The 24,934-nt window shown below is 34.2% G+C and carries 27 protein-coding genes; 8 read left to right on the top strand and 19 right to left on the bottom strand.

Annotated features, from left to right (window positions below):
* Nucleotides 1-2 precede the first annotated feature (2 nt).
* The 13 genes from fabI to argB all read right to left on the bottom strand — a co-directional run bounded on the left by fabI (nucleotide 3) and on the right by argB (nucleotide 10,396).
* On the bottom strand, nucleotides 3-824 hold the full coding sequence (fabI, locus tag EBF09_RS02610; RefSeq protein ID WP_121763585.1) for an enoyl-ACP reductase FabI: 822 nt from the start codon (nucleotides 822-824) through the stop codon (nucleotides 3-5).
* A 10-nt stretch (nucleotides 825-834) separates the two neighbouring features.
* Entirely contained in the window at nucleotides 835-1,536 is a 702-nt protein-coding gene (locus tag EBF09_RS02605) for a triose-phosphate isomerase (RefSeq protein ID WP_121763584.1), read from the bottom strand.
* A complete protein-coding gene (locus tag EBF09_RS02600; protein ID WP_121763583.1) occupies nucleotides 1,533-1,928 on the bottom strand; it encodes a DUF1090 family protein in 396 nt (131 codons plus the stop codon). Before EBF09_RS02600 ends, EBF09_RS02605 begins: the two co-directional genes overlap by 4 nt.
* Nucleotides 1,929-1,948: 20 nt before the next feature.
* Entirely contained in the window at nucleotides 1,949-2,470 is a 522-nt protein-coding gene (locus EBF09_RS02595) for a hypothetical protein (protein ID WP_121763582.1), read from the bottom strand.
* Nucleotides 2,467-2,979: a hypothetical protein gene (locus EBF09_RS02590; protein WP_121763581.1), complete on the bottom strand. Its 513-nt coding sequence runs from the start codon at nucleotides 2,977-2,979 to the stop codon at nucleotides 2,467-2,469. The genes EBF09_RS02595 and EBF09_RS02590 overlap by 4 nt, the downstream gene beginning before the upstream one ends.
* Nucleotides 2,976-4,004, bottom strand: a complete 1,029-nt coding sequence (locus EBF09_RS02585; protein ID WP_121763580.1) for a hypothetical protein — start codon at nucleotides 4,002-4,004, stop codon at nucleotides 2,976-2,978. Before EBF09_RS02585 ends, EBF09_RS02590 begins: the two co-directional genes overlap by 4 nt.
* Nucleotides 4,005-4,082: 78 nt before the next feature.
* The gene (locus EBF09_RS02580) at nucleotides 4,083-4,844 is read right to left on the bottom strand and encodes a sulfite exporter TauE/SafE family protein (protein ID WP_232817631.1); all 762 of its coding nucleotides are present in this window, start codon (nucleotides 4,842-4,844) and stop codon (nucleotides 4,083-4,085) included.
* Nucleotides 4,829-6,226 (bottom strand): cysteine--tRNA ligase, encoded by a 1,398-nt coding sequence (cysS, locus tag EBF09_RS02575; RefSeq protein ID WP_121763620.1) that lies wholly within the window; start codon nucleotides 6,224-6,226, stop codon nucleotides 4,829-4,831. Before cysS ends, EBF09_RS02580 begins: the two co-directional genes overlap by 16 nt.
* Nucleotides 6,227-6,437: 211 nt before the next feature.
* Entirely contained in the window at nucleotides 6,438-8,204 is a 1,767-nt protein-coding gene (locus EBF09_RS02570; RefSeq protein WP_121763579.1) for a peptidoglycan D,D-transpeptidase FtsI family protein, read from the bottom strand.
* Nucleotides 8,204-8,521: a flagellar hook-basal body complex protein FliE gene (gene fliE / locus EBF09_RS02565; RefSeq protein ID WP_121763578.1), complete on the bottom strand. Its 318-nt coding sequence runs from the start codon at nucleotides 8,519-8,521 to the stop codon at nucleotides 8,204-8,206. Before fliE ends, EBF09_RS02570 begins: the two co-directional genes overlap by 1 nt.
* A 10-nt stretch (nucleotides 8,522-8,531) precedes the next feature.
* Nucleotides 8,532-9,032 (bottom strand): flagellar basal body rod protein FlgC, encoded by a 501-nt coding sequence (flgC, locus tag EBF09_RS02560; protein WP_121763577.1) that lies wholly within the window; start codon nucleotides 9,030-9,032, stop codon nucleotides 8,532-8,534.
* Nucleotides 9,033-9,043: 11 nt separating this feature from the next.
* Nucleotides 9,044-9,475, bottom strand: a complete 432-nt coding sequence (flgB, locus tag EBF09_RS02555; RefSeq protein WP_121763576.1) for a flagellar basal body rod protein FlgB — start codon at nucleotides 9,473-9,475, stop codon at nucleotides 9,044-9,046.
* Between the two features lie 66 nt (nucleotides 9,476-9,541).
* Nucleotides 9,542-10,396 (bottom strand): acetylglutamate kinase, encoded by an 855-nt coding sequence (argB, locus tag EBF09_RS02550; protein WP_121763575.1) that lies wholly within the window; start codon nucleotides 10,394-10,396, stop codon nucleotides 9,542-9,544.
* A gap of 57 nt (nucleotides 10,397-10,453) precedes the next feature.
* Between argB and EBF09_RS02545 the strand changes: the two genes are divergently transcribed.
* On the top strand, nucleotides 10,454-11,392 hold the full coding sequence (locus EBF09_RS02545) for a D-2-hydroxyacid dehydrogenase (protein WP_121763574.1): 939 nt from the start codon (nucleotides 10,454-10,456) through the stop codon (nucleotides 11,390-11,392).
* Here EBF09_RS02545 and EBF09_RS02540 read toward each other — a convergent pair.
* A complete protein-coding gene (locus EBF09_RS02540) occupies nucleotides 11,389-12,273 on the bottom strand; it encodes an NAD(P)H-dependent glycerol-3-phosphate dehydrogenase (protein ID WP_121763573.1) in 885 nt (294 codons plus the stop codon). The genes EBF09_RS02545 and EBF09_RS02540 overlap by 4 nt on opposite strands.
* Before the next feature lie 302 nt (nucleotides 12,274-12,575).
* Here EBF09_RS02540 and flgE point away from each other — a divergent pair, with 302 nt between their 5' ends.
* From flgE to flgK, 5 genes are all read left to right on the top strand, one after another.
* A complete protein-coding gene (gene flgE, locus EBF09_RS02535; RefSeq protein WP_121763572.1) occupies nucleotides 12,576-14,894 on the top strand; it encodes a flagellar hook protein FlgE in 2,319 nt (772 codons plus the stop codon).
* Between the two features lie 630 nt (nucleotides 14,895-15,524).
* Complete coding sequence (locus EBF09_RS02530; protein WP_121763619.1) at nucleotides 15,525-15,722, top strand: hypothetical protein; 198 nt, start codon at nucleotides 15,525-15,527, stop codon at nucleotides 15,720-15,722.
* Nucleotides 15,723-15,778: 56 nt separating this feature from the next.
* Complete coding sequence (locus EBF09_RS02525) at nucleotides 15,779-16,009, top strand: flagellar biosynthesis anti-sigma factor FlgM (RefSeq protein WP_121763571.1); 231 nt, start codon at nucleotides 15,779-15,781, stop codon at nucleotides 16,007-16,009.
* A 26-nt stretch (nucleotides 16,010-16,035) separates the two neighbouring features.
* The gene (locus EBF09_RS02520; RefSeq protein ID WP_198672514.1) at nucleotides 16,036-16,491 is read left to right on the top strand and encodes a hypothetical protein; all 456 of its coding nucleotides are present in this window, start codon (nucleotides 16,036-16,038) and stop codon (nucleotides 16,489-16,491) included.
* A gap of 9 nt (nucleotides 16,492-16,500) precedes the next feature.
* A complete protein-coding gene (flgK, locus tag EBF09_RS02515; protein ID WP_121763570.1) occupies nucleotides 16,501-18,318 on the top strand; it encodes a flagellar hook-associated protein FlgK in 1,818 nt (605 codons plus the stop codon).
* 51 nt (nucleotides 18,319-18,369) lie between these two features.
* On the opposite strand, the gene EBF09_RS02510 is transcribed toward flgK, so the two are convergent.
* From EBF09_RS02510 to recR, 5 genes are all read right to left on the bottom strand, one after another.
* Nucleotides 18,370-19,311 (bottom strand): hypothetical protein, encoded by a 942-nt coding sequence (locus EBF09_RS02510; RefSeq protein WP_121763569.1) that lies wholly within the window; start codon nucleotides 19,309-19,311, stop codon nucleotides 18,370-18,372.
* A gap of 4 nt (nucleotides 19,312-19,315) precedes the next feature.
* The gene (locus EBF09_RS02505; protein ID WP_121763568.1) at nucleotides 19,316-20,044 is read right to left on the bottom strand and encodes a hypothetical protein; all 729 of its coding nucleotides are present in this window, start codon (nucleotides 20,042-20,044) and stop codon (nucleotides 19,316-19,318) included.
* Between the two features lie 120 nt (nucleotides 20,045-20,164).
* Complete coding sequence (locus EBF09_RS02500) at nucleotides 20,165-20,932, bottom strand: TIGR02757 family protein (protein WP_232817630.1); 768 nt, start codon at nucleotides 20,930-20,932, stop codon at nucleotides 20,165-20,167.
* Nucleotides 20,910-21,749, bottom strand: a complete 840-nt coding sequence (locus tag EBF09_RS02495; protein ID WP_232817629.1) for a hypothetical protein — start codon at nucleotides 21,747-21,749, stop codon at nucleotides 20,910-20,912. The genes EBF09_RS02500 and EBF09_RS02495 overlap by 23 nt, the downstream gene beginning before the upstream one ends.
* A gap of 62 nt (nucleotides 21,750-21,811) precedes the next feature.
* Nucleotides 21,812-22,393 (bottom strand): recombination mediator RecR, encoded by a 582-nt coding sequence (recR, locus tag EBF09_RS02490; RefSeq protein WP_198672516.1) that lies wholly within the window; start codon nucleotides 22,391-22,393, stop codon nucleotides 21,812-21,814.
* A gap of 80 nt (nucleotides 22,394-22,473) precedes the next feature.
* Here recR and dnaJ point away from each other — a divergent pair, with 80 nt between their 5' ends.
* Together dnaJ and EBF09_RS02480 are read left to right on the top strand one after the other, a co-directional pair.
* Complete coding sequence (gene dnaJ / locus EBF09_RS02485) at nucleotides 22,474-23,586, top strand: molecular chaperone DnaJ (RefSeq protein WP_121763566.1); 1,113 nt, start codon at nucleotides 22,474-22,476, stop codon at nucleotides 23,584-23,586.
* A 1-nt stretch (nucleotide 23,587) separates the two neighbouring features.
* The gene (locus EBF09_RS02480; protein WP_121763565.1) at nucleotides 23,588-24,934 is read left to right on the top strand and encodes an SLC13 family permease; all 1,347 of its coding nucleotides are present in this window, start codon (nucleotides 23,588-23,590) and stop codon (nucleotides 24,932-24,934) included.

Genomic DNA, 24,934 nt, shown 5'->3' with positions numbered 1-24,934 from the left:
CCTTATTGCATATTATCCCATACCATTGTGGCTTTGCCATCTTTTTCTTCCACAGCACACATTCCCATGATATTGTATCCACAATCTACATAATGAATCTCGCCACTTACGCCACTAGAAAGAGGGGAGAGCAGATACATAGCAGAGTTTCCTACTTCTTCAATACTTACATTTTTACGCAATGGAGAGTTGGCTTCATTCCATTTTAAAATAAATCTAAAATCCCCAATACCACTTGCAGCAAGAGTTCTAATAGGACCTGCTGAAATTGCATTTACTCTAATGCCTTTTACGCCAAGATCGTGTGCTAAATATCTTACGCTTGATTCTAAAGCAGCCTTAGCCACACCCATAACATTATAATGAGCTACATGCTTTACGCTCCCTAGATAGCTTAAAGTTAAAATAGAAGCATTAGGTGCTAAGACTTCTTCTAGTTCTCTACATAGCTCAATAAAAGAATAAACAGAAATTTCCATAGCAATATTAAAGGCTTCTTTTGTAGTGTTTAAAAAGCTGCCATCTAGTGCATCTTTGGGTGCAAAAGCAACACTATGCACTAAAAAATCAAGCTTTCCGAAATCTTTTTTAATTTGCTCTTTTAATGCACTAAAATGCTCCTTTTTACTTACATCTAGCTCATATACATATTGTGTAGTGCCAAACTCTTCTGCGATAGGACGCACCCTTTTTTCTATTTGTTCGTTCATATAGGTTAGTCCTATTGTCGCCCCTTGCTCTTTGCATGATTTTGCGATTCCATAAGCAATGGATTTATTGTTTGCTACTCCTACGATTAAGCCTTTTTTGCCTTGCATTATCATTTTATCTCCTTTAGCTATTTTTTAAAATTTGACAAAAGTTTTCAACCTGCCAACTTGCACTTCCAATAAGTGCGCCATCTACATTGTTTAGATAGATAATATCATGGATATTGTTTGCATTGACACTTCCGCCATAAAGAAGTGGGATTTTACCTAATTTTTGCTTTAGATTTGTATGGATAAGCTCAATTTCTTCTAAAGTGGCACTAATTCCTGTGCCAATAGCCCAAATGGGTTCATAAGCAATAATGAGTTTAGAATAATCCAAATTTATCCCATTAAGCTGTGTTAAAAGATAGTCTAAAATTGCTTCTTTGCCCTTTTCTTTGATATTTAAAGGTTCTCCAATGCAGTAAAAAATTTCATAATCTAATGCGCTAAAATAAGCAAACTTTTTAGCACACATTGCTTGATCTTCTTTTAAAATCTCGCGTCTTTCGCTATGTCCTATGAGGAGTGTTTGTATTTTGAATTCATCAAGCTGTTCTTGTCCTATTTCTCCGCTAAAAGAACCATTTTTTGTGAAATAGGCATTTTGTGCACCGATTTTAAAATGCTTAAAATTATTTTCTAAAAAAGCACTAGAGGGTGGAAAGAGTGTGATTTTATGGGGTGTTTTAAAATGATTTAAAAATTCTTCTAAATGGATGCAATATTCTTTAGTGCTAGATCTTGTATGGTTTGTTTTAAAATTACTCGCGATGATTTTCATTTTTTTCCTTTTTCTAAACTATTTAAAAATAAAATTTCAATTTCTCTTTCTTCTTCTAACTCTTTGATTTTTTGCTCTAATTTTGCAACTTTGCTACTTTTGCCTTTAAATTCTGCCTCTTTTTTATCTTCTTCTTTTTCTTTGATTTTTTGATCTAGCTTTGCAACTTTTGATTTTGCTTCATAGATGATTTTTTCATCTGTGCAGAATCTTTTGTGCTTTTGTAATGCGATTTTTAAGCCTTCAATTTTATTTTGTGTGTTTGGATAGGATTCTAAAAGCTTGATTTTTTCTTGAATAATTTTGGTTTTTTGATCGCATAGCTCTCCAGCATTGAGTAAAAATGGGATATAAGCTAAAGAGAGTAGCAAGTATTTAAGATTAGTTTTCATTATTTTTCCTTGTTGATAAATTATTCTTGATAGTATGCATTTATTCTATAAGAAAGTATTAAAACTCCATTGTCTTCTTCAATGTGAATGGGAAAAGAAAAGCGTAGCATACCTTGAATTTGTGAGACTTGTTTTAAAGACGCATAGAGTGTGTTAATATCTTTTAATCTTCCGCTAACGATAAATTTTTGCATTTTATAGGAGTTTTCTAAAGTAGGTTTTCCATCTTCTACCACATCTACTTGAGTGAAGATAGAAGAAAGTTGTTGCTTTATATACTCTTTTGTAGGCTTGTTTTTAAAAGTGCTTAAGACATTTTTATGGGTTTCTTGAAAAGCTAGAAGTGTTTTGTGTGCGTTCTCTTTTTGGGAATTGATTTGTTTTAAGACATAAATTTCGCGTCTATAATCTGCATTATTTTTTTGAAAATCTTCTAAAGAGGGCTTCACAACTCCTATAAAAAGCCCTGCAATTAAAAAGAAATAAAAAATAAAAAAGAAAGTATTTCTTATCCAATCAATTTGTGCAAAAAATGCTTTCATTGTTGCTCCCTATTTAGTTTGCTTATAGATACAAAATTATACCAACCATTAGGTAATCTATAAAAGTCTGCTTTACTTTGATGAAAAACTGATCTTAGTGGCACTTCCAATAAGAAAGTGTAGATTTGTTTAGAAGGTGTTGTGCCATAGAGGATAAGTTCTTCTTTATTCATTTGCACTTTTCTTAAAGTGATTTGTTCTGGAATCATAGAAAAGAGATTTTGTACGCTTTCTTCTAAAAGTGTATTGTGTTTAGCAAGATAGGAAGAGAAATCCACTTTTTTTTGTTCTATTTCTAGTGTATTTTGGTAGTTTTTGATTGTGGCAATAGCATCTTTTTGTTCTTGTAAGATAGTTTGCAATTTAGAATACATTAAATATTCTTGCACTTTTAGGGTGGCTACAAAACCCACTACAATAAAAAGAGTTAAAAAAATATAACCCCACCAAATTTTTGTTACTTTTTTAAAGAGTGTTTTAGCGTTTGGCTGTGTAAAGCTATAATTCATGCTAACCCTTTTGCTTGAAAATGTTTAAAAGATTCATAACCTAAATGCGCTAAGACTTCTGAAATATCACAAGTTTGAATATTGATATTTAGCATAGTTGCATTTTGTATATATTTTAGTGTATCTGCATTGATATTGTGAGGGTTAAAAATCACAATTTCATCTACAAACTCACTCTCATAAATTTCATTCGTGTAAAACTCATTTAATGCAAGTTGGATAAATTTTGCAGCACTACTTACGCGGGAGAAATCATCAAAATTTCCTTCTTGTTCTCCCTCTCCCTCTTCTTCTTTACTTTCTCCTTTTAATTCTTTTATGAGATTATCATCTTCTAAATTTTCTAGCTCATCAACTGGATCAATACTATTTAGCTCATCTTGCAAATTTTGCGTAACATCTATCTTTTCTAGTTCATCAAAACCGACTTTTAAGGGATTGCTTGTAAGGTTGATTTGGCTATCAATTTCACTTTCAAGCACATAATAAGCACCAAAAAGAACACCTTTGCCAAGTTTGGTAACAATCATAGTAATATGTGCTTTTTGAAACAATACATAGAGTTTGCAACCTTCTTGAAAAAGTTCTTTGCTAAGGGAGTAGAGCACCATAAAAGGAGAAATGATAAAATCTACCCCTGTTTTTAAAAAGCGATTTTTTGTTTCGCTAACACCATCTTTGCCTACATAGGCATACCAATGGTAGTTTTTGACATAATAAATATCTTGCTTGCGGATTCCGTATTGATGGAAGCCCTCTTCATCGTCTTTGTAGATTGTTCCTTGCACAATAGAACTAGGAAGAGTGGCAATATAGGTAAAAGGGTGTTTTATTTTGGTTTTATTGATAAATTTCACAGCTTGAATGGGAAATTGCCCAGGAAGTGTTTTATAAGATTTTTGGATTGTATTTGTGATTTTTCCCTTTTTGTAGAATCTTAACGTAAGATTGCACTGCCTACTATCAATCTCTACTCCTACAATTACAGAAGAGAAAAAAGGACGAATAAGCTGAATTAATTTCATAAACACTCCAAACAAAAATCTTTAGATAATGTTAATTTAAAAAGCCTTAAGAATAAAGCAAATGGATTAAGAAAATTTTTAAGAGAGTTTGCCATGGGTATCCTTAGGGGTGTGTTCCATATTGTGCATTTTATGGGTGATATTTGGATTTGTTAGAAACATATATCCTTTTTGCAACATAAAACCAGCAAACACAATAATAGCAAGTGCAGAGAGCCTGAGTGCAACTTTTCTTAGTTTGTCGTTATTTAAAAGGGAGTTTGCTAAAAATCCCATAATAAATAAAGCAGGAATTGTTCCAAGCCCAAAAACTCCCATAATAATTCCGCCCATAAATGGAGAGGAGGAGGCTGCAGCATAAGCAAGATAAACATATACAAAGCCACAAGGCAATAATCCATTTAAAAAACCTAAAAAATAAAGGCTTAAAGGGGAATTTAAAGCAAGGAATTTTTTGAAGCTTTTTTGATACCATTTTTGCTCTTGTAAGGAATGTTCTATAAGAGTTAAAAATTTGATTTTTCCTAAAAGAGAGAGAGCAGCTAAGATCATAATTACACCTGCAAAAATAAATAAAATTCCCTTAAAATATGCGTTAAATACAAATAATTTTCCTAAAAATCCCACCAAGATTCCTAGTAAAATATAGGTGCTTATGCGTCCAAGATTATAGAGTAAATGCAAAAAAGCAAGTTCTAATTTACTTTTTTGTGATTTTCCCATTTTAGCACAATATGCCAAAACAATTCCTCCGCACATCCCAATGCAATGCCCAAAACTTCCTATTAAAGCAATACCAAAAATTGCAATGAGGCTAAGATGATTTATTGTTTCTCCCATACGCTTCCTTTTGGAGTATCCATAATAGAGATTCCTCTATTTGCTAAATCTTGCCGTATCGCATCTGCTTTTTGATAATCTTTGGCTTTTTTGGCTTCTAGCCTTTGTTGGATTAAGCTTTCAATTTGAGCTTTTTCTTCTTCACTAACCCCTAATTGAAAATAAGTTTCTGCATTTTTACCACCAATACCTAAAAGTTTTTGTATTAGCATTAAATTGCCTACAATAAGAGGAAGTTTGTCTTTTTGTTTTGTATCAAGAAATTCATTAGCCTTTGTGATAAAGTCATCTACTATGCTTAAAGCTTTAGAGATATTTAAATCATCACTTAAAGCCTCTAAAAAAGATTCTTTAAAGCTAGGGCATATTTCTGTATTTTCTGTGGAATCTAGGCGTTTTTTTAGGCGATAGATTTTATCAAGACGCTTTTTGCAGGCAAGCAAGTCTTCTTCGTTAAAATTTAATCCTGCTCTATAATGTGTGCTTAAAAGATAAAAGCGTAAAATCTCCCCATCATAGTGTTTTAGAGCATCTTTTATAAAAAAGCTATTCCCCAAAGATTTTGCCATTTTTTCTCCATTAATGGTAACAAATCCATTATGAATCCAATATCTTGCTAGAGTTTGATTGTTGGCACATCTGGTTTGTGAAGCTTCATTTTCATGATGAGGGAAGAGTAAATCCGCCCCACCTCCATGAATATCAATTGCATATTCTCCTTTATAGGCTAAATGTTTTTCAATCATAGCCGAGCATTCAATATGCCAACCAGGACGCCCTTTACCAAAAGGAGAATCGTAACCAATATCACCTACGCCTTTATAGCCTTTCCAGATAGCAAAGTCTTTATTGTCTTGTTTTTGTTCATTGTTTTGGATTCTGCTAAGGTTTTCTAGTTCTGCGATTCTTCCGCTTAAGCTTCCATAAAGCTTATCTTTATGCACTGAAAGATAAATATCTCCATTTTGGGTTTTATAAGCATAGCCTTTAGATAAAAGTTTATCAATAAGTGTAAAAATTGCTTCCAAACTTTGTGTGGCTTTTGGTTCAATATCTGCTCTTTCTACTAAAAGTGCTTGCATTTCATCAAGATATCTTTGTGTGTAGGTTTGCGTGATTTCTTCAATGCTTTTTCCGCTTTGAAGCGATTTGTTGATAATTTTATCATCAATATCGGTAAAGTTCTTAGCAAAAATAACTTTGTATCCATTTTCTCTTAAAAGTCTTCTCCATAAATCAAATACAATAGCACTGCGTGCATGCCCTAAATGCGAATCATCATATACGGTAGGTCCGCATACATAAAATCTCACTTCCCCCTCTACAATAGGGACAAATTCCACCTTTTCTTTTTTGATGCTATCATAAATTTTTATTTGCATAAGCTTTAACGCTCCACTTTTTAGAAACTTTTTATAAATAAAAGTATAGCAAAAAAGCTTTAAGGATTGATTATTTTTAAGTAACATAAAAGTATTCTTACTATTTTTGCGGGTTATTAAAATTTATGTTATCGTATGGGCGGGTTATAGATTAGTTTTGTGTGATACGTGCAAATGTAGTAGGCTAGAGCTTTAAAAATACAAAGCGGGTTTAAGGGTTTTTAGGGTGTTTTAAAAAATTTTCTTTAAGAAGTAATTCTACAATTCCACGAAATAGGGGGACTGCTGTTTGTGAGGCAAAATAAGCATCGGTTTCATTGGGTTCAAAGACGCTAATTCCTATGGTGTATTCTTTATCTCCATCGCTTACAAAACCAAAAAAGGAGCTATTGTATTTACGGATATATTTCCCCCCTTGTGCGATGTGGGCTGTCCCTGTCTTTCCTCCTATGGTAAGCCCTTCTACCTTTGCACTTTTGCCTGTTCCTTGTGTAACAACTTTAATCAAAGTTTCTTTGACTTTGGAAGCTGTGCTTTTAGAGATGATTTGTGTGGGTGGGTTGTGCTTTATGCGGTAGAGTTCGCCTTTGCTATCTTCTAGATATTCTACTACATAAGGCTCATAGGCTAGTCCCTCACTTATAATTGTGTTGTAAGCTTTTAGCATTTGGATAAAGGTGGTTCTAATCCCATAGCCATAAGACACGCTTGCACGATACACTTCACTTCTAAAGCGAGAAATATCAGGAATTACACCCACGCGTTCATAAGGCAAATCAATACTGCTAAGATTTCCAAAGCCAAAATTTTGCAAGAATAGATTATAATCACTTGGGCTTAGGCGTTGTGAGATTTTTGCCATACCGATATTACTTGAATAAAGCAATATTTCTTCAATGCTTGCAGATTCTAAGCGGTGGGTATCTGTGATATAAAAATTATGCAGTTTATAGCGCCCTTTATCAAGCTCTATGATTTCTTTTGGATCTATGAGGTTGTTTTCAAGCAAAATAGAATAAATAATAGGTTTTATGATACTACCAGGCTCATAGGAATATTCAATAGCACTTGCATTAAGTTTTGGGTAGTCTTCTTTGCTAATCGCATTTGGATCAAATCTAGCACTTGTAGCAAGCGAGAGAATTTTTCCGCTTTTACTTTCCATTATTCCTATTACTACTTCTTTAGCACCAAGATTTTTAGCGTTTTCATCTACAAGGCGTTCAATTTTTTTTTGCAATTTTAAAGGAATTGTGGTGATAGCATTATAGCCATCTACTCTATCTTTTAAAGTGGATTTTTTATTTAAAATCACATTAAAAGCAATATCGCGTTCTCCTAGCATTAAAGAATCGCTTATGGGTTTTAAGTTTTCATTATAGCTTTTTTCAATCCCTTTAATGCCAAGTGTGCGTGTCATATTGTCAATATCTTGTTTATTAACATAACCCAAAATGGGTTCTAAACTATTGCCATATAAATAATCCCTACTTTCTCCGCTCTCTACGACAGATAGCCCGTATTTAAATACGCGTCCTTTTTTGTCAATATGAGAGATAAATACATCTAGTTGGTTTAATTTGATATTTAACTGACGTAAATAGCTTGCAGTTTTTGAATCAATATCATAAGAGAGAACCACATTCCCTTTTTCTTGCAATTTTTGTGCTAAGGTTTCTTTTGGTATTTTGCTATAAATGGAGAAAAGATTGATAAAAAGTTCTTTTTTTGCTGGATCGATATTGTAGGTATTCACTACGGCTTTATAGACTTTTTTGCTTGAAGCTAACAAAAAGCCATCACTGCTATAAATAGAGCCTCTTATTGCACTTTGTGTGCGTTTTGTAGTGAAATTTGTATCTTCTTGTTTGTTTAGGGAATGATAGAGCATAACGCCTAAAAAAATTGCAAATCCAAAAACGATAAGAAAAAAGAGTAGGGCGACTTTGCCCCTTTTTTTGAAATCAGCGTCCTCCATTAAATTTGTGTTTTAATCAATTCTTTATAGGCGCTAATTGCCTTATTTCTCACTTCTAGCATAAGTTTCATACTATTTTCTGCTTTTCCTATTGCAATAGCTGCTTGGTGCAAGTCTTTAATCTGTCCTGTTGCCATATCTGCCATAGCTTGTTCTGTTGTTTTTTGGTATGTATTTACTTCATCTACTGCATCTTTTAGCATACTGCCAAAAGTTTTTGCAGGCGGATTTAGCTCATGGTTTGGAGATAAGTTTGGCACATCTTGTAACTTTTCTTGTAGCTTTTGTAAATCTACACCATATTTATTGATTTCCATTGATCATCCTTTATGCTTGGAACATAGAAATAGCAGTTGATGCCATAGTTTTCGCACTTTGAAAAACGGCAACATTTGCTTGATATGCTTTTGTAGCATCTATTAAATCGGCCATTTCCACAACGGGATTAATATTAGGATAAGCCACATAGCCTTCTGAATTTGCATCAGGGTGGCTTGGCTCATATTTTAATCTAGGTTGCGAATCATCGCGGACAATCTTATCCACATACACACTCATTAAAGTGGGTTTTGGCTTCCTTTGCTCATCAAAACTATCCATTTCATCTAATGGATCTTCATATTCTAGCAAATTATTGCTTTTTTCATACTTTTGATTTAAAACTTTATCAAAATCAAAAGCTTTAAATATGAGTTCTCTTCTCCTATAAGGTCCGCCCTCATCGGTTCTTGTGGTATTTGCATTTGCAATATTTGAAGAGATTAAATTTATTCTTTGTCTTTGGGCTGAAAGTCCATAACCACTAATATCAAAACTAGATAAAAACATTTTAAGCCACCTTAAATATTCTTAGAAGATTCAATTGCATAGCTATAAATACCGCCTTGCTTTCTTAAAGCACCTACAAGCGCTTGATACATCGTATCATTTTTAGCCATTTCGCTAGTTTCTACATCTAAATCTACACTATTTCCATCGTTTCTTGCTAGATGTCCATCGCGGTAGAAAAATGTAGGTCTATTGTCTAGCTCTTTTTGAGGTAAAAGATGATTTTTGTTGGTTAGAGCGACTTTTAGCTCTAAATCTTTATTTTGGTTAAAAATATCCTCTGCTTTTTGTGCCATCATTTGTTCAAAATTAATATCTTTTGGGCGATACATAGGAGTAGAAATATTTGCAATATTACTAGCGATCATATCACGGCGTAATGCTCTGTGATCCAGTGCCTCTTGTGCTAAGGCTCGTGCGGGTGAATAGCTAAATATGCTCATTTAAAACTCCTATTTGCAATTTGTTATTAAAGCTAAAGCAACTTTCATTCCAAAATTGATTTTATTTTATTCTAGTGTAAATTCTGTGCCTATTCCATTGCTTGTAAAAAGCTCCAAAAGTAAAGAATGTGGGATTCTACCATCAATAATATGTGCTTTTTCTACTCCCTTGCTCACACATTCTAAACATGCCTCTACTTTAGGTATCATACCTCCCTTTATAGTGCCATTTTGAATGAGTGTTTGGGTTTGTTCTAAATTTAAACTTTCTAAAATCTCCCCTTGATTGTCTAGCACCCCTTTTGTATCGGTTAGAAAAATTGCTCTTTTAGCCTTAGCGGCAATCGCAATGGCGCTTGCAGCACTATCTGCATTAATATTAAATCCTGGGTGTCCTGCCTCATCTCCACAAGCAATGGGTGCAATCACAGGAATAAGATTTTGAGAAAGAAGATTATCAATCACTTCTCCCCTTGTTTCTATAATTTCTCCAGTGTAACCATATTTCCCATTTTCTTTTGGAACTGCTTTAAAAAGCGAGGCATCTTTGCCACTAATGCCTAGAGCATTTACTCCATGATGGTTTAAAAAGGAAGTAATTTCTTTGTTGATTTCCCCGCTAAGCACCATTTCTACGACACGCAAAGCATCAATGCTAGTAACTCTAAATCCATCCACAAATTCAGAATGAATTTTTAAACAATCTAATAATTCATTAATTCTTTTTCCTCCACCATGCACGATAATGGGCTTAATCCCAAGCATATAAAGCATAACAATATCAATAGCAAATTGCTCTTTTAGCTCTGGGTTAATCTGTGCTGCCCCTCCATATTTAATCACGATTTTAGAACCGCGAAAGAATCTAATATAAGGAAGCGAATCTAATAAAATAGAAACAATTTTTGTAGAATTATGCATTTTATCCTCTTTAATGATGTAAAATAGATAGTGGAATTATAACTAAAAGGAATATAAATGCAAATTGTTTTTTTAGATGGATTAAGTTTAGGTAAAAATAATTTAAAAGAAGTTTTGAGTAATTTTGGGGACTATAAAGAATATCCTAACACAAAACCTAGTGAAACCCTAAAAAGATGTAAAGGCGTAGAGATAGTTTTAAGCAACAAAGTAGTGCTAGATAGAAGTATTTTAAAAGAATTGCAAGGCACTTTAAAGCTTATTTGTATCACAGCAACAGGAATGAATAATGTGGATTTAGAATCTGCTAAGGAATTTAATATAGAAGTTAAAAATGTGGCAGGTTATTCTACAAAAAGCGTCGCACAACACACTTTAATGATGGCTTTGAATTTAAGTGCTAAAACTCTTTATTATGATGATTTTTGCAAAAGTGGAGCTTATGCAAAAAGTGGGCTTTTTACGGATTTAAGTGAGCCTTTAGGGCTAATTGATGGTAAAAGGTGGGGGATTATAGGATTAGGGAGCATAGGAAAAGAAGTGGCAAGACTTGCTAGGGCTTTTGGAGCAGAGATTGTGTATTATTCCACAAGTGGTAAAAATGATAATAAAGATTATAAAAGCATAAGTTTAGAAGAGCTTTTAAAGACAAGTGCCATTATCTCTATCCACGCTCCTTTAAATGAAAAAACAAAAAATCTTCTCAATGCTTCTAATCTATGCTTCATGCAAGAGGGATCAATTTTGATTAATGTAGGGCGTGGTGGAATTGTAAATGAAGAGGATTTAAGCACTTTAATGTTAAATCATAAAATTTATGCAGGTTTTGATGTGTTTTCTAAAGAGCCAATGGATATAAATCACCCCTTTTTAAATCCAAAATTAGCCAAACAATTCTTACTTACCCCACATAATGCGTGGGGATATGAGGATTCTAAAGAAATTCTAATCAATGGAGTGCTAAAAAATATCAAGGAATATTTAAAGCTTAGTTAATTTTTCATTAAATCCATTAGACTACTTTTAGGATCTTTTCCCTCTAAAATGAGGGTAACTTCTTTAGCAATGGGAGTGTAGATATTATTTTGTCTAGCTAGAGCATAGATTTCTTTAGAAGTTTGCACTCCTTCGGCTACCTCTCCAAGCTCTTTTAAAATAATTTCTAGTTTTTTGTTTTGTGCTAATCCAATGCCTACACGAAAATTGCGAGAAAGGGTGGAATTTGCTGTTAAAAACAAATCTCCAGCACCGCTTAAACCTAAAAATGTTTCTTCTTTAGCACCAAAAAATTGTCCAAATCTACACATTTCTACAAGCCCCCTTGCAATCAGTGAAGCTTTGGCATTATCGCCTAATTTTAGCCCAAAGCAAATCCCACTCGCTATGGCAATAACATTTTTATAAGCCCCTCCTATCTCACCTCCCATTACATCGGTGTTTGCATAGGGTTTTATAAATTTAGGAAAAAGAGAAAGCCACTCTTTAGCGTCTTCTAGGTTGTTAGAATGGATATTAAGCGCACAAGGTAAATTTTGTGAAACCTCTTTAGCAAAGCTAGGGCCTGCTAGATAGCAAAGTTTGGCAGAAGGATAAAATCTAGTAAAAATATCACTTACAAAAAGCCCCTCTGAAATCCCTTTAGAAGCTACTAATATCTTAGCGTTTTTGGGGAGTGGGGAACTTTGAAGCCAAGAGAGGAGTGCAGAAGTTTTAATGGCAACTACAAAATAATCACTATCTTGCGCTTCTTCTTTTGTAATTTGAAAAGGAGAATCTAAATTTTTTCTTGAGATGATAAAACTTTGATTTTTTTCACTAAATGCATAACGCAATGCACTGCCCCAAGCACCGCCACCAAATATACTTATTTTTGCCATTGTATCCTCTTGTTTTTGAGTTTTTAGCGTGGTATTCTATCTAAAAATAAATTAAATGTAGATTGCTTTGTGGCTAATACTCCTATGTAATGATGCACCCACAATACTATCACGAGCAAAACGCAGTTTTGTGTGGTGCTTTAAAGAGCAACCTGATTGTAATAATAGAGAGGACTTAGCAATGATAGAAAGAATAAATTTTTAAAATTTAATGATTTTGTATTTTTTTGGATTGAAATTTGTAAAAAGTGGAACAATAATTGCTTTAATTTTCTCAAAAATATTTCTACAAAGGATTTAAGATGTTAAGGTCTTTATGGTCTGGTGTAAGCGGTATGCAAGCACATCAAGTTGCATTAGATGTGGAATCAAACAATATTGCTAATGTAAATACAAATGGTTTTAAATATTCAAGAGCAGATTTTTCCACTATGGTTAGCCAAACCAAACGCGGAGCAACTATTCCTTATGCAGGATATGGCGGTATTAATGATTATTCAGTAGGGCTTGGGACAGGTATCCAAACAACTACAAAAGTTTTTTCACAAGGCTCTTTACAAAATACAGATAGAAAAAACGACTTAGCTTTAGACGGCAATGGTATGTTTGTTGTGTCTAATAATGGTGGTTTTACAAGACAATATACAAGAGATGGTGCATTTTCTTTTGATGCGGTTGGAAATCTTGTGAATACTTCAGGTTTTATTGTGCAAGGTTGGGTGAGAGATCTCTCTAAGCTTGGTTCAGATTGTGGGGGAGATTCTATTAATAAAGTGGATTCCACAGGACCTATTGGAAATATTACGATTGATCCTAGATTATCCATTCCTGCTAAGGCAACTTCAGAAATTTTTGGGAATATCAATCTAACAAGTGGAAATAAAACTTCAAATCTTACTTGTCCTAGTCCGCTAGATAGCACACCGGGTAACAATTATATTCAAGGGGGCTTGGATAGGGTTTATGATTCTGCTGATAGACAAGTAGAAGTAGAACAAGATATTGGAACAATGTTTAGCGATGGCGGAGAGGCTATGAATCTTCAAGAAGGGCAAGGAATATGGATAAGCTACCAAACTGCTACTTCTAAAGAAATCGCATTAGGAAGTGCAGCAACAGCACAAAATGCAGGACCTATTACTACAACCGTTACGATTAATGGTCAGCAAATTACTTGGACAAATGATGCAGATGTATCTGGCTCCTCACATCTTTTAGCAGCACAAACTGCGATTAATAATCTAAAAGATAAAACCGGTGTAGAAGCTTTAGTGGAAGATGGAAGATTGATTTTACAAAATACAAACCAACTTGATGGTGATGGATCTAATAAAAATATCCGTGCAAGTGGGTTTGATAATGGTATTTTTGCTGCCGCTGCTGGTGGAGGAGCTGCCGGTGGATTCGTTACTAGAGAAAATGGAAATGGTGTTGCAGTAGCCTTTAGTGGAAGCGATACAGTTACTACTGCTTTTGAATATCGCTATACTACACAAACCGATGCAGATTCAAATTCAGGCAGATTTAGAACTACTGAAGATTTAAGAGCGCTTATGCAACATGATGCAAATAAAGTAAAGCAATTTGGCGGAGATAGTGCAGCAGCAGCTAGAGCTATGACGGGAGCTAGAGCCTGGTTTAAAGCTTCTAACTTTAGTGTATCTGTGAAGCTAAATAGCAATGGGCAATTTGAGATTAACAATAAGCAAGATGGAAAAGTGCAAGGAAATGGTGGAGTAAATGGCACAGAGGCAGCCTATGATAATTTAAATATCTTCGTATCTGCTTATAATGATGATTTAAATACCACAAATGTGCTTTTCAAAAATCAAATGAAAGCAATGAATACAGGTGTGCTAGTAGAGGGTGGCAACACAACGACAACAGCAGGTATTAGACAAGCAGCATTCTCTCAAACACTAGAAGTTTATGATAGCTTAGGCAATAAACATGAGATGAAAATTGAATTCAAAAAAGAATCTAAAAATCAATGGAGCTGGAGGCTTATCGTGCCAGAGCCAGCAGAGCTTATCGGTGGAACAGCGCAGCGTCCTAATATCCTAGAGGGTGGAAGTGTAACCTTTGGAGAACAAGGGGAACTTTTAGGATTTAATCCTTCAACCATTCAGTTTAAGCCAAATACGGGTGCAAAATTCCCTCAAAGCATTGATCTAAACTTTGGAACAGCAGGGGGCTATGATGGACTTACAAGTAATGCTAATGAATCCAATGCAGAAAAAATCACAGGCGATGGATATGCAGCAGGAAGCCTAAGAGATTTTTATTTTGATGCAACAGGAACTATGATAGGAAACTTTAGCAATGGTGTGAATTTAGCACTTGCTCAAGTAGCCGTAGCAACTTTCCCAAATTATGAAGGTTTGCAAGAAGCAGGAAATAATCTCTATGCAGAATCTCCAAACTCTGGAGATCCTACCTTTGGAACTGCTGGAAGCGGAGGTAGAGGAAATGTGCAGGGTTCTAAGCTAGAGATGAGTAATGCGGATTTAAGTAGAGGTTTGACACAGCTTATCGTCGTGCAAAGAGGATTCCAAGCAAGCTCAAAATCTATCACAACTTCTGATCAAATTCTAAATACACTTTTAGGATTAAAACAATAATTTCTTCTTATTTTACTTCTTGAAAAAAGGGGGGTTATCCTCCTTTTTACACAATTATAAAAATATTTTTGGTAGGTTTGTAAGGGCTAGAGTTTTAAATGGTTTATAATCAATGCATTTAAGGTGTAATAAAGTAATGAGAAAGAAAAACTACTGCAAGGGCGGTAAAGTCTTGCAGTAGAAATTGCGGGGCAGTTATTTACTTTCCAAGTTTAAATAAGACTTCTCTTATCTCTTCTCTAAAAAGTGTAATGATTACTGCAATAACTGCAATGGAAAAATTTAAATAATCCATTATGGACTCCTTAATATATGTGTAATTCCCACCCCTATCCCAAAAATTTACCAAAAAAAAAGCCCAACCCTTTTTAAAAGAGTTGAGCGTAATTACACATATATAGGTTACCACAATTTTTTATCCATTTACCAAATGGACTAAAAAGATTATAGCATAAAAAGTGTTTTTAATTCTTAAGGGCTAAAAATTAAATTCTAAAAGGTTTATAAAAGACACTTAGAGATTGCTCTAAGTTTTAGTAATTTTTATAAAATCGCTTTTTGTAAAATCTTTATAATTTAATTTAAGAAAAAATAGGAAGTTTTATGGTATATTTTCATAAAGGACTAGTGATGAAAGATTGGTTTGTGCCTTCTATTGGCTTTTTTATGTTTGTTTATTTTATGCTTTTTGTAATTTTATATGCAATTAAGATAGGTGGAGCAAATGTGCCTTTATACAACAACAATAATCAAGTAGAAGTTGCTCCAAAAACTGATACAGAGAAATTTTTGCAAGATATTTCAAAAAGTATTAAAGAAAGTTTTTAAGTTTTTTGAAAAATGTCCGATATAGATTTTATAAAGATTAAGAAAGGAGAAAAAGAATGGTTAATAACTTATTAAACAATCCGACTTTTTCTTCTACCATAACGCAGAGTCGAGGAAATTCCTCTATCAATGGTAAGAATGAAAATGTTAATAAACAAGAAAATGTCGCACAAAGTGCAGGGAATTCAAGGATAGAAGCCTTAAAAAAGTCTATTCAAGAAGGAAGCTATACAATAGATATTAAGGGGAGTGCAGAGAAGTTGGCACAAAATTTGCTTGGAGAATAAATAACTAAATTTATAAGGAGTTATTTATGTCCTTGCAATTTTTAAAAGATGCACTAGAAGATATTGATGCTCTTATTGCAATCACAGAGCAAGATATCGCAGATATTAAAGAAGCTAAAAACGAAGAGATTTTTGCGCGTATCTCCCAAAAAGAGGAGCTTACTACCTCTTTTATCCACAAAAAAGAAGCTTATGCAAAAAGTATTGAAGAAAAGCTAAGAAAAGATTATCCTAATGCTACAATCACAGATTTAAGTTATGAAGATAAAAAGAAACTTTTAGGCGAGGGTGCAAGTGAATTTACAGCAAAATTGCATGATAGACTAGAAATTCTAAAGCAACTTAATTATCGCTTTGGTAGAATGTCTTTGGCGGTTTCAGAGCTTTATAATTCCTTGCTTAAAAAGATGGTGCCTCTTGAAGAGAGGGGCTATCAAAAAAGCTCTCTTGGTGGTTCTTCTTTTTTAAAAGCAGAGGCTTAAGGGGGATTTATGGGTGGGTTACTTTCTTCTTTAAATACTCCTTATACAGGGCTTAGTGGCCATCAAGTAATGGTGGATGTAACAGGTAATAATATTGCAAATGCCAATAATGAATTTTATTCTAGGCAGGTGGTAAGAAGTTCGGCTCAAACACCACTTTGGAAGCAAAATTATGCTTTAGGGCAAGGCTTAAATATTATGACAGTGGAGAGGATTCATGATGAATATACCTTTTCGCGTTATAAAAAAGCAAGTGTGGAGAAAACCTACTATGATACGAGTTTTTCAGGGCTTAAAGAAGCTTCTTCTTATTTTCCAGAAATTGATGGAGTAGGTATTTTTAATGATTTGCAAAATTATTTTAATGCTTGGAAGGATTTATCTACAAAAGCAGGAGACCCAGCACAAAAAACTTCACTAGCAGAGCAAGCACAAACACTCTCTCAAAATGTTCGTGATACAAGAGAACGCTTAGTTCAGTTGCAACAACGCTTAAATGATGAGATGAAAGTTGCAGTAGATGAGGTAAATAGGCTAGGTTCTCAAATTGCTGAATTAAACAAGCAAATTAGTCTTTATGAAAATCAAGGATTAAATAAAAAAGCAAATGATTTAAGAGATTTAAGAGACAAGTATGAATATGAGCTTAATAATCTCATTGGTTGTGATACATTTAAAGATGGGATTAAAGGGAGTGGTGATGACCAAATAGCGGATTTTGAAGAGAGCTATACGCTAACAGTGGGTGGCATGGCATTAGTAGATGGAGCTTCTTTTCACCCTTTGGTTTTGGATAATTCACAAAATGCAAGTGGAATTTATGAAATCAAATACCAAAGAAGCGATCATAAGGTATATGATCTTACAAATAGTCTTAATAGCGGTAAGGTAGGTGCTATTTTAGATTTGATTAGAACCGATGATGTGCTAGGGTGCAATGGAAATATCGGTAAATTGCAACAATATATTAATGATTTGGATACCTTTGCACAAGGTATGATTGAAGCTACGAATAATATTTATGCGCAAACTGCACAGACAGGGGCTAATTCTGATGTATTAAAGATAGGGACTCAAGATTCATTAGTAGGCAGTGGGTATAATGTAAAAGAGGGTAGTTTTGATGTTGTGATGTATAATAAAGAGGGTGAGCCCATAGGCACAAGAACCGTAACTATTAATAGTAGAACTACTATGCAGGATATTGTCAATCAGCTTAATGCAAATATTGATGATAATGGCGATGGAAATGCAAGTAATGACTTTGATGATAGGTTTGTAGCTACTTTTAACAATGATACAAAAACTTTCTCAATTACTTCTAAAAATCCAAGCGAGGAGATTTATATCTCCTTTCAAGATAAAGGCACAAATTTTGCGGGTGCTTTAGGAATTAATAGGCTTTTTGAGGGAAATAGTGCGCTAGATATGAATCTTGCTTTAAAATATCGTGATGATCCTACTTTGATTCAAGCTTATAGAGAGCCAGTAGAGGGGAATTTTGAAATGGCAAACTTAATGCAAGAATTGCAAAATCAAAAAATTTCTTTCTTTAGCCCTGATGGCACAGAACACCAAGAAACAATTAGTGGATTTTTTAGATTCCTTTCTTCAAAAGTGGCAAGTGATGCAGAGGCAACCAATGCCACAAGAGAAACAAAAGAGGTAGTATATGTATCTATAAAGCAAGAATATAAGGCTATTTCAGAAGTTTCAGTAGATGATGAGCTTGTAAATCTTATCCGTTATCAAAGTGGTTATAGTGCAAATGCAAAGATGGTAACGGCAATAGATGAGATGATAAATACAATTTTAGGAATGAAATAATAAATAAAAATTAAGGCAGTTCTTTATGAACGCCTTTTTAAAATGTGCTAGTTATACTTCAACGCTAAATTCACGATTTTTATTTAATCCATCGAGTGTATAAATGTTATAGAGTGCATTTACAAAAAGCGTATCATTAGCAGTTGTGATTGCAAAACCTAGAAATTTTCCATTTTCGCCTATTATTTTTTCTATCATCTTCGCACCAATATCTTGCAAACTTACAATATTTTCCCCTTGTTTAATCCCCACTTCTTTAAAATCAAGCTCATTTAGCTCCTCATCTTCTAAGCTTTGGGCTTTTAGGTTGATAGCAGCTCTATCTCCCTCTTTTGTGATGTGGAGTGTGCCTGTGTCATTATAGAGTGCATCTACTTTTATCTCTCTTCCAGAGCTAAAATGCAAAGTGATAAACCCATCATCTTCTAGCTTCATAGAAGTTACTGAATCTAAATCGCTCATTTTAGCTATGATTTCTTTTTGCTTAGTGGGATTGTTTAGCGCTTCTTTTATCTCTTCTAGCTTTTCTTTGCTAAACTCTAGCCCAGTAATATTTGTGAATTCTTGCTCTAAAGCTATCATAATATTTGATTTGTCTATGGAGGCTACTTGCTCTTTTCTATCTTCGCTAATTTGTGTATCGTTTAAAATCGCTTCTTTTTTAGCCTCAAAGTCTTCTTGTGCTTCTTTATATTCTTCATAAAAGCTATTAAAGAGTTCTGTATAGTGAGACTCATAGCTTTCTTTATCGCCATATTTTGTGCGTAAAATATCTTCATATTCTCTTATATTTGTATCTTTATAGCGAGGTATCCTTTTGCCATCATCTAAACTGCCAACGATATTAAACTCTTCTAAAACCTCCACTCCTGCTAGATTTTTCTTTTTGTAAGCAAAGTTTGTGATAAATTCCCCACTTGCAAAAAGTGCTTCATTTACCTTAGGATCTCTTAGATTTACCCAGCCATCTTCATCAGCTAGTGCATCAAACATCTCTCTAATTTCTTCTTTTTTTAATGGGTTTGTAGCGTTGTTCGGGTGGGAAAAGCTTCATAATATCATCTTGATACATACGAATATCGGTGTGGCTCATATAAATATGTCCATTTAAAGAGCGATTTGCATAGTCTATACTGCCATTTTTGTTATTTTCTATCCACTCTTTGACTTCTTTAGCACTTGTCCTATCCACCCCTTGCACGAAGGAATATAAATCAAGTGTGCCTACCACATCGCTTAAATTTAGTGTTTTGCCACTAGAGGTTTTAATCTTTAGCTTTGAGAATAGCTCATCTTCTTTGTTTAAAAATCCATCTTGATTGCTATCAAACTTAAATAAATCTCCCATTCTGTTGATTTTACCTGCTTCTAGCATAGATTCATCATTGAAAAAATCCAAAAAGACTTCAACCTCTCCTAGTGCAGTTTTAAGAGTGCTTCCTTCTCCTTTGGTATTGTATTGTAAAAGATTATAGGGTATATGATTATTAAGATTAGAATCGCTAGAATTAATATAACTATAAAATTTAGAAAATCCAAGATTATAACCAGTATAAGAATAAGAGTTGGGTTCCCAAAAATTAAAGCCACTCTTATTTGGCTCAAGATTTTTTATAAAATCTTGAGCTTTTCTTTCTGCTTCTTTTTTTAATATTTCTTGATATTTTTCTGCACTAGGTGCAAATACTTTCCCACCATAATAGTTATTTATATTTATAGTTTGCATTTATCCTCACTTTTTAAAACTTTTATTTTATTTTTAAAATATAATAACATATCGGTAATTTTTTAAAAAACTAAAGAGAAAATAAAATTTTTTAAATTTTTTTGTAAAAGTTACACAAAATCATCCATCTAGCAAACCAAGCTGTCCGATACGATAGAGTGCAAAGTCGTATTTTATGGGATCTTGTGGATCTAGTCTTTTTAGATTTTGAGTGATTTCTAAGGCGGCTTTTAAATCATAGCTTTTGCGCTTTAATAAGCCAAGTTTGTGCGAAATTTTAAAAGTGTGGGTATCAAGGGGTAAAATAAGAGTGCTTTTATCCACCTCCCTCCATAATCCAAAATCAAGCCTATCGCTTCGTGCCATCCAGCGTAAAAACATATTCCACCGCTTGAGTGGGGAGTGGCTATTTGGAATGCCTATTAGGAATTTTAATCCTTCACTTAAAGGGGTTTTTAATGTCTTTAAAAGTGCATTTTGCAAAGCCTCTATGCCATAAAGCACGGAATTTTCTTGCTTATAAGATTCTAAGAAAATTTCATAAATAGGGACTTTTAAAAGTGTGTTAAAAAAGTTATTTATATCCTCTGTATTTTGGAAGCGGTAGGGCTTTAGGAAGCTTGGAGCTTGGGCTTTAAGATTGCAAGAGTTTAGAAAATTCACAATCGCTTTGGCATTTCCATAGGAGAAAAGCGCACAAAATAAAATGAGTTTATCCCGCTTCTTATGGTTTAAAAGCTCCTTTGCTACCATAATGGGATCGGGGTGGGAGTTTGTGCTTAGCTCTTGGTTAAAAAGATTGTATTGCTCTTCTAAAAGATTGTAAATAAAGTTAAATGAAGGCTTTTTGGGAAGTTTTATAGGGCTAGAAGAGGTAGTTATAACCAAAGAAGAATCCCGTGCTTGAAGTTTCGCTTAAATCTAGCTTTGTGCCTGTCCTTGTATCGTTGATTAACACATTGCTAGCCTCCTCACCAAAATCAAGCCTTTTAGATTGCACACCAAACTCTAGCTCTCCATAGTTGCTTTCATATATAGCCCCAAGCCTCACACCATAAGTGATTCCAGTATAGCTTAGCTCATCCATAGCACTATTATTTACCACAAAGCTACCTCTATCAAATTTCCCAAAAGCAAGTCCAGCATTTGCTCCTAGCAATGCACGCCAACGCGAAGTGTTTGGGAGGCGTGGGGTGAAAGCATAGCCTAGTGTGGCACTTGTATAGGCAAAGCCATTTTTCTTTAAGGATTTTTCATAGCCTAAAAGGATTCTGTGATTTTCGCTCAATAGATAACCTGCTTGCAAACCAAAACCCAAAGGGCGTTCTTCTAAATCGTGCTTTTGTGTAGCAAAACCTTCAATGCTTAATTTTGCATCCGATTCTACGATATTTCCCATACCATAAACTCCTAGAAGCCTTTTTTTGCGTTGTTCTAGTAAGGGATGATTTTGTGAGCTTTGCATAGAAGCTTCTTTAGTTTGTTGGGGGGATTTTTGAGATTCTGCAATAGGATTTTCTTGCGTTGTTGTTTCTTGGTTAGGGGTATGGTTTTGGCTAGAATCTGGTTTTGTGGAATTTGTGCTAGGGGTAATGCCATAATAAGCATTAAAGCTATCCACAGCTCCACTTGGCGTGCTTGGCTCTATGGGTTCTGCATAGATAAAAGACGATAACAAAACAAGGCTAAAGAGGCATCTAGTCATTTGCACTCCTAAAAATAGCAAAATTTTTCTAAATTATAGCAAAATTTTATTTATAATCTAAATTATATTTTTATTCTTGATTGTAAGGCTCTAAGGAGTGAGAGTTGATCGATGTTTTCTAAGCTTACTCCTGTTGGGACTCCTTGAGCGATTTTGCTAAATTGTAATCCTAAATGTGCGAGTTTGTCTTCTAAAAATAAAATAAGGCTATCACTTCCTAAAGAGGGGCTAAGTGCAAAAATGATTTCTACTATTTTTTCTTGAAGGATTTTTTGCTCCAAAGCTTTTAGATTGAGTGATTCTATATCTTTAATTACAAAATATTTTCCTCTAAATTCGCCCCCTTCTTCAATTAGAAAAATATCTCTAGGATTTGCCACAATACAAAGTTCGCCATTATCCCTTAATTCATCAAGGCAAATCTCACAATAATGCCCCTCGCTAATCCCATTGCAACTCTCACAAGTTCTTAAATTTTGCACACAAGTTTCAATATTATGAGCAATTTGCAAGGCGCTAAATTTATCTTCATAGGCTAAAAAATACGCTAAACGCATAGCGGATTTTTTACCTATGCTTGGTAACTTTTCTAATGATTCGACTAATTTTGCAAAATAATGTGGATAAGATTTCATAAAATGAATTTTATGTTAAAGTCGTTTAATATCTCATAAAACTAATTTTAGCTAGAATTTACATTTTTAAAATATTAAAGGAGCTTTTCTTGGAAGAGTTTGATTATTATGAGATTTTACAAGTAGAAAGAAATGCCGATGGCGATACGATTAAAAAAGCTTATCGCAAAATGGCATTGAAATACCACCCAGATAGGAATCCTGATGATAAAGATTCAGAAGAGATGTTTAAAAAGGTAAATGAAGCCTATCAAGTTTTAAGTGATAATGAAAAAAGACAAATTTATGATAGATATGGCAAAAGAGGTTTAGAAAGTAGCGGATTTTCAAGCGGTGGAATGGAAGATATTTTTGATGTGTTTAATTCCTTTTTTGGTGGAGGTTTTGGAGGCTTTGGTGGAGGCAGAAAGCAGGGCAAACAAAGTAAATATACAAAGGATTTAGCACAAGAATTAGAGCTTAGCTTCCATGAGGCTGTTTTTGGTTGTAAAAAAGAGATTGAAATTACCTATAAGGTTGCTTGTAAAGATTGCAAGGGAAGTGGAGCTAAAGGGGGTAAAACTACAACTTGTAAAACTTGTAAAGGAAGCGGTAGAGAAACCTTTTCTCAAGGCTTTATGACTTTTGCACAAACTTGCTCTAAATGCCACGGAAGTGGGGAAGAGGTAAGTGAGAAATGTCCTACTTGTCAAGGCAAGGGGTATAGCCATCAAAAAGAAAAGTTTGAAGTAAATATCCCAGAGGGTGTGGATAATGGGAATCAAATCCGCATTAGCAAAAGAGGAAATACACTAGAAGATGGCACAAGAGGGGATTTGTATCTTGAAATAGAAGTGCAAGAAGATGAGCATTTTATAAGGCATCATAATGATGTATATTTAGAAGTTCCTGTATTTTTTACGCTTGTAATGCTTGGAGGTGTGATTAAGATTCCCTCACTTACTAAAGAATTGGATTTGAAAATTCCACAAGGTGTGAAAGATAAGCAACAATTTGTATTTCATGGAGAGGGGATTAAGAGTGTCAATGGCTCTAAAAAAGGGAATTTTATAGCAGTGGTTAAGATTGTTTATCCACAAAAGCTTGATGAAAATCAACAAAAACTATTAGAAGAATTACACAATTCTTTTGGCTATGAATCTTCAAAGCCCATTAGTGCTTGTGAAGGAATAATGGATAAAATTAAGAAATGGTTTAAATAATATGGGTGGATTGGGTAAAACTTTAGGGATTGTTTTTGTAGATATTATTGTTTTTGCACTGCTTTATAACTTGCTTCCTTTTGAAAGAGATGCAAATATTGGGATTTGTATTTTGGTTTTTTCTGCGATTTTATGGATTAGCGAGGCTATTCATACGGCTTTTACCGCACTTTTAGTGCCACTTCTTGCGATTATTTTTGGGCTTAGTGATGTGGTGGGAGCTTTTAGAGAGTTTGCAAATCCTACAATTTTTTTATTTTTTGGTGGTTTTGCTTTAGCTTGTGCTTTGCATATTCAAGGGATTGATAGATGGATTGCAAATCGTTTGATGCTATTAGCAAAAGGCAATATAAAATTTGCATTTTTAATGCTTTTTGTGCTAAGTGCATTGATTTCAATGTGGATTAGCAACACAGCAACAGCGGCGATTATGTTGCCTCTTGGGCTTGGGGTTTTGTCAAATTTAGATTCTAGTAAAGATCGCAATACTTTTGTCTTTGTCTTACTTGGGATTGCATATAGTGCAGGGATTGGTGGATTTGGGACGCTAGTGGGTAGCCCTCCTAATGCAATGGCGGCTAGATTTTTGGATATGGATTTTTTAGAATGGATGGTTGTTGGAGTTCCTTTTATGCTTGTGATGTTGCCTGTTTGTATTTTTATTTTGTGGCAGCTTTTGAAGCCAAAATTACATGAAGATTTTGAAATTAAGCGTGAAGAATTTATATGGAATATGCAAAAAATCACTACTTTAGTAATCTTTGCACTCACGGCATTAGCTTGGATTTTTAGCTCTAAGATTTCGGAGCTTTTTGGTGGAATTGAAGAAATGGATACTTTCATAGCAATATGTGCTGTAGGGGCTATTGGGATTAGTGGTGTGGCTAGTTGGAAAGATATTCAAAAAAATACAGATTTTGGGGTTTTATTCTTGTTTGGAGGGGGGCTAACCTTAAATGCAATTTTAAAAGATACGGGCGCGAGTGCGTTGATTGCAAATGAAATTGTTAATGTTTTGGGAGATAGCAGTGCAGTGCTTGTGATTTTGGTGGTAGCCTTTTTTGTGATTTTGCTTACTGAATTTACAAGCAATACAGCAAGTGCGGCACTTTTACTTCCTATTTTTTTGGTGGCAGGAGAAGCACTTGGATTGCCTAAAGAAGTCTTGCCTTTAGTGGTTGCAATGGGTGCTGGGTGTGCTTTTATGCTTCCTGTGGCTACTCCTCCTAATGCGATTGTATATGGTACAGGTTATATTAAACAGATTGAAATGATAAAATATGGGGGACTAGTGAATTTATTTGGTATGTGTGCTATAACATTTTTTGCATATTTTATTTGGGGTTAG

Origin of the sequence: Helicobacter burdigaliensis (assembly GCF_003670295.1) — a bacterium.
Taxonomy (GTDB): domain Bacteria; phylum Campylobacterota; class Campylobacteria; order Campylobacterales; family Helicobacteraceae; genus Helicobacter_D; species Helicobacter_D burdigaliensis.
This window is presented reverse-complemented; position numbering and strand designations above follow the sequence as displayed.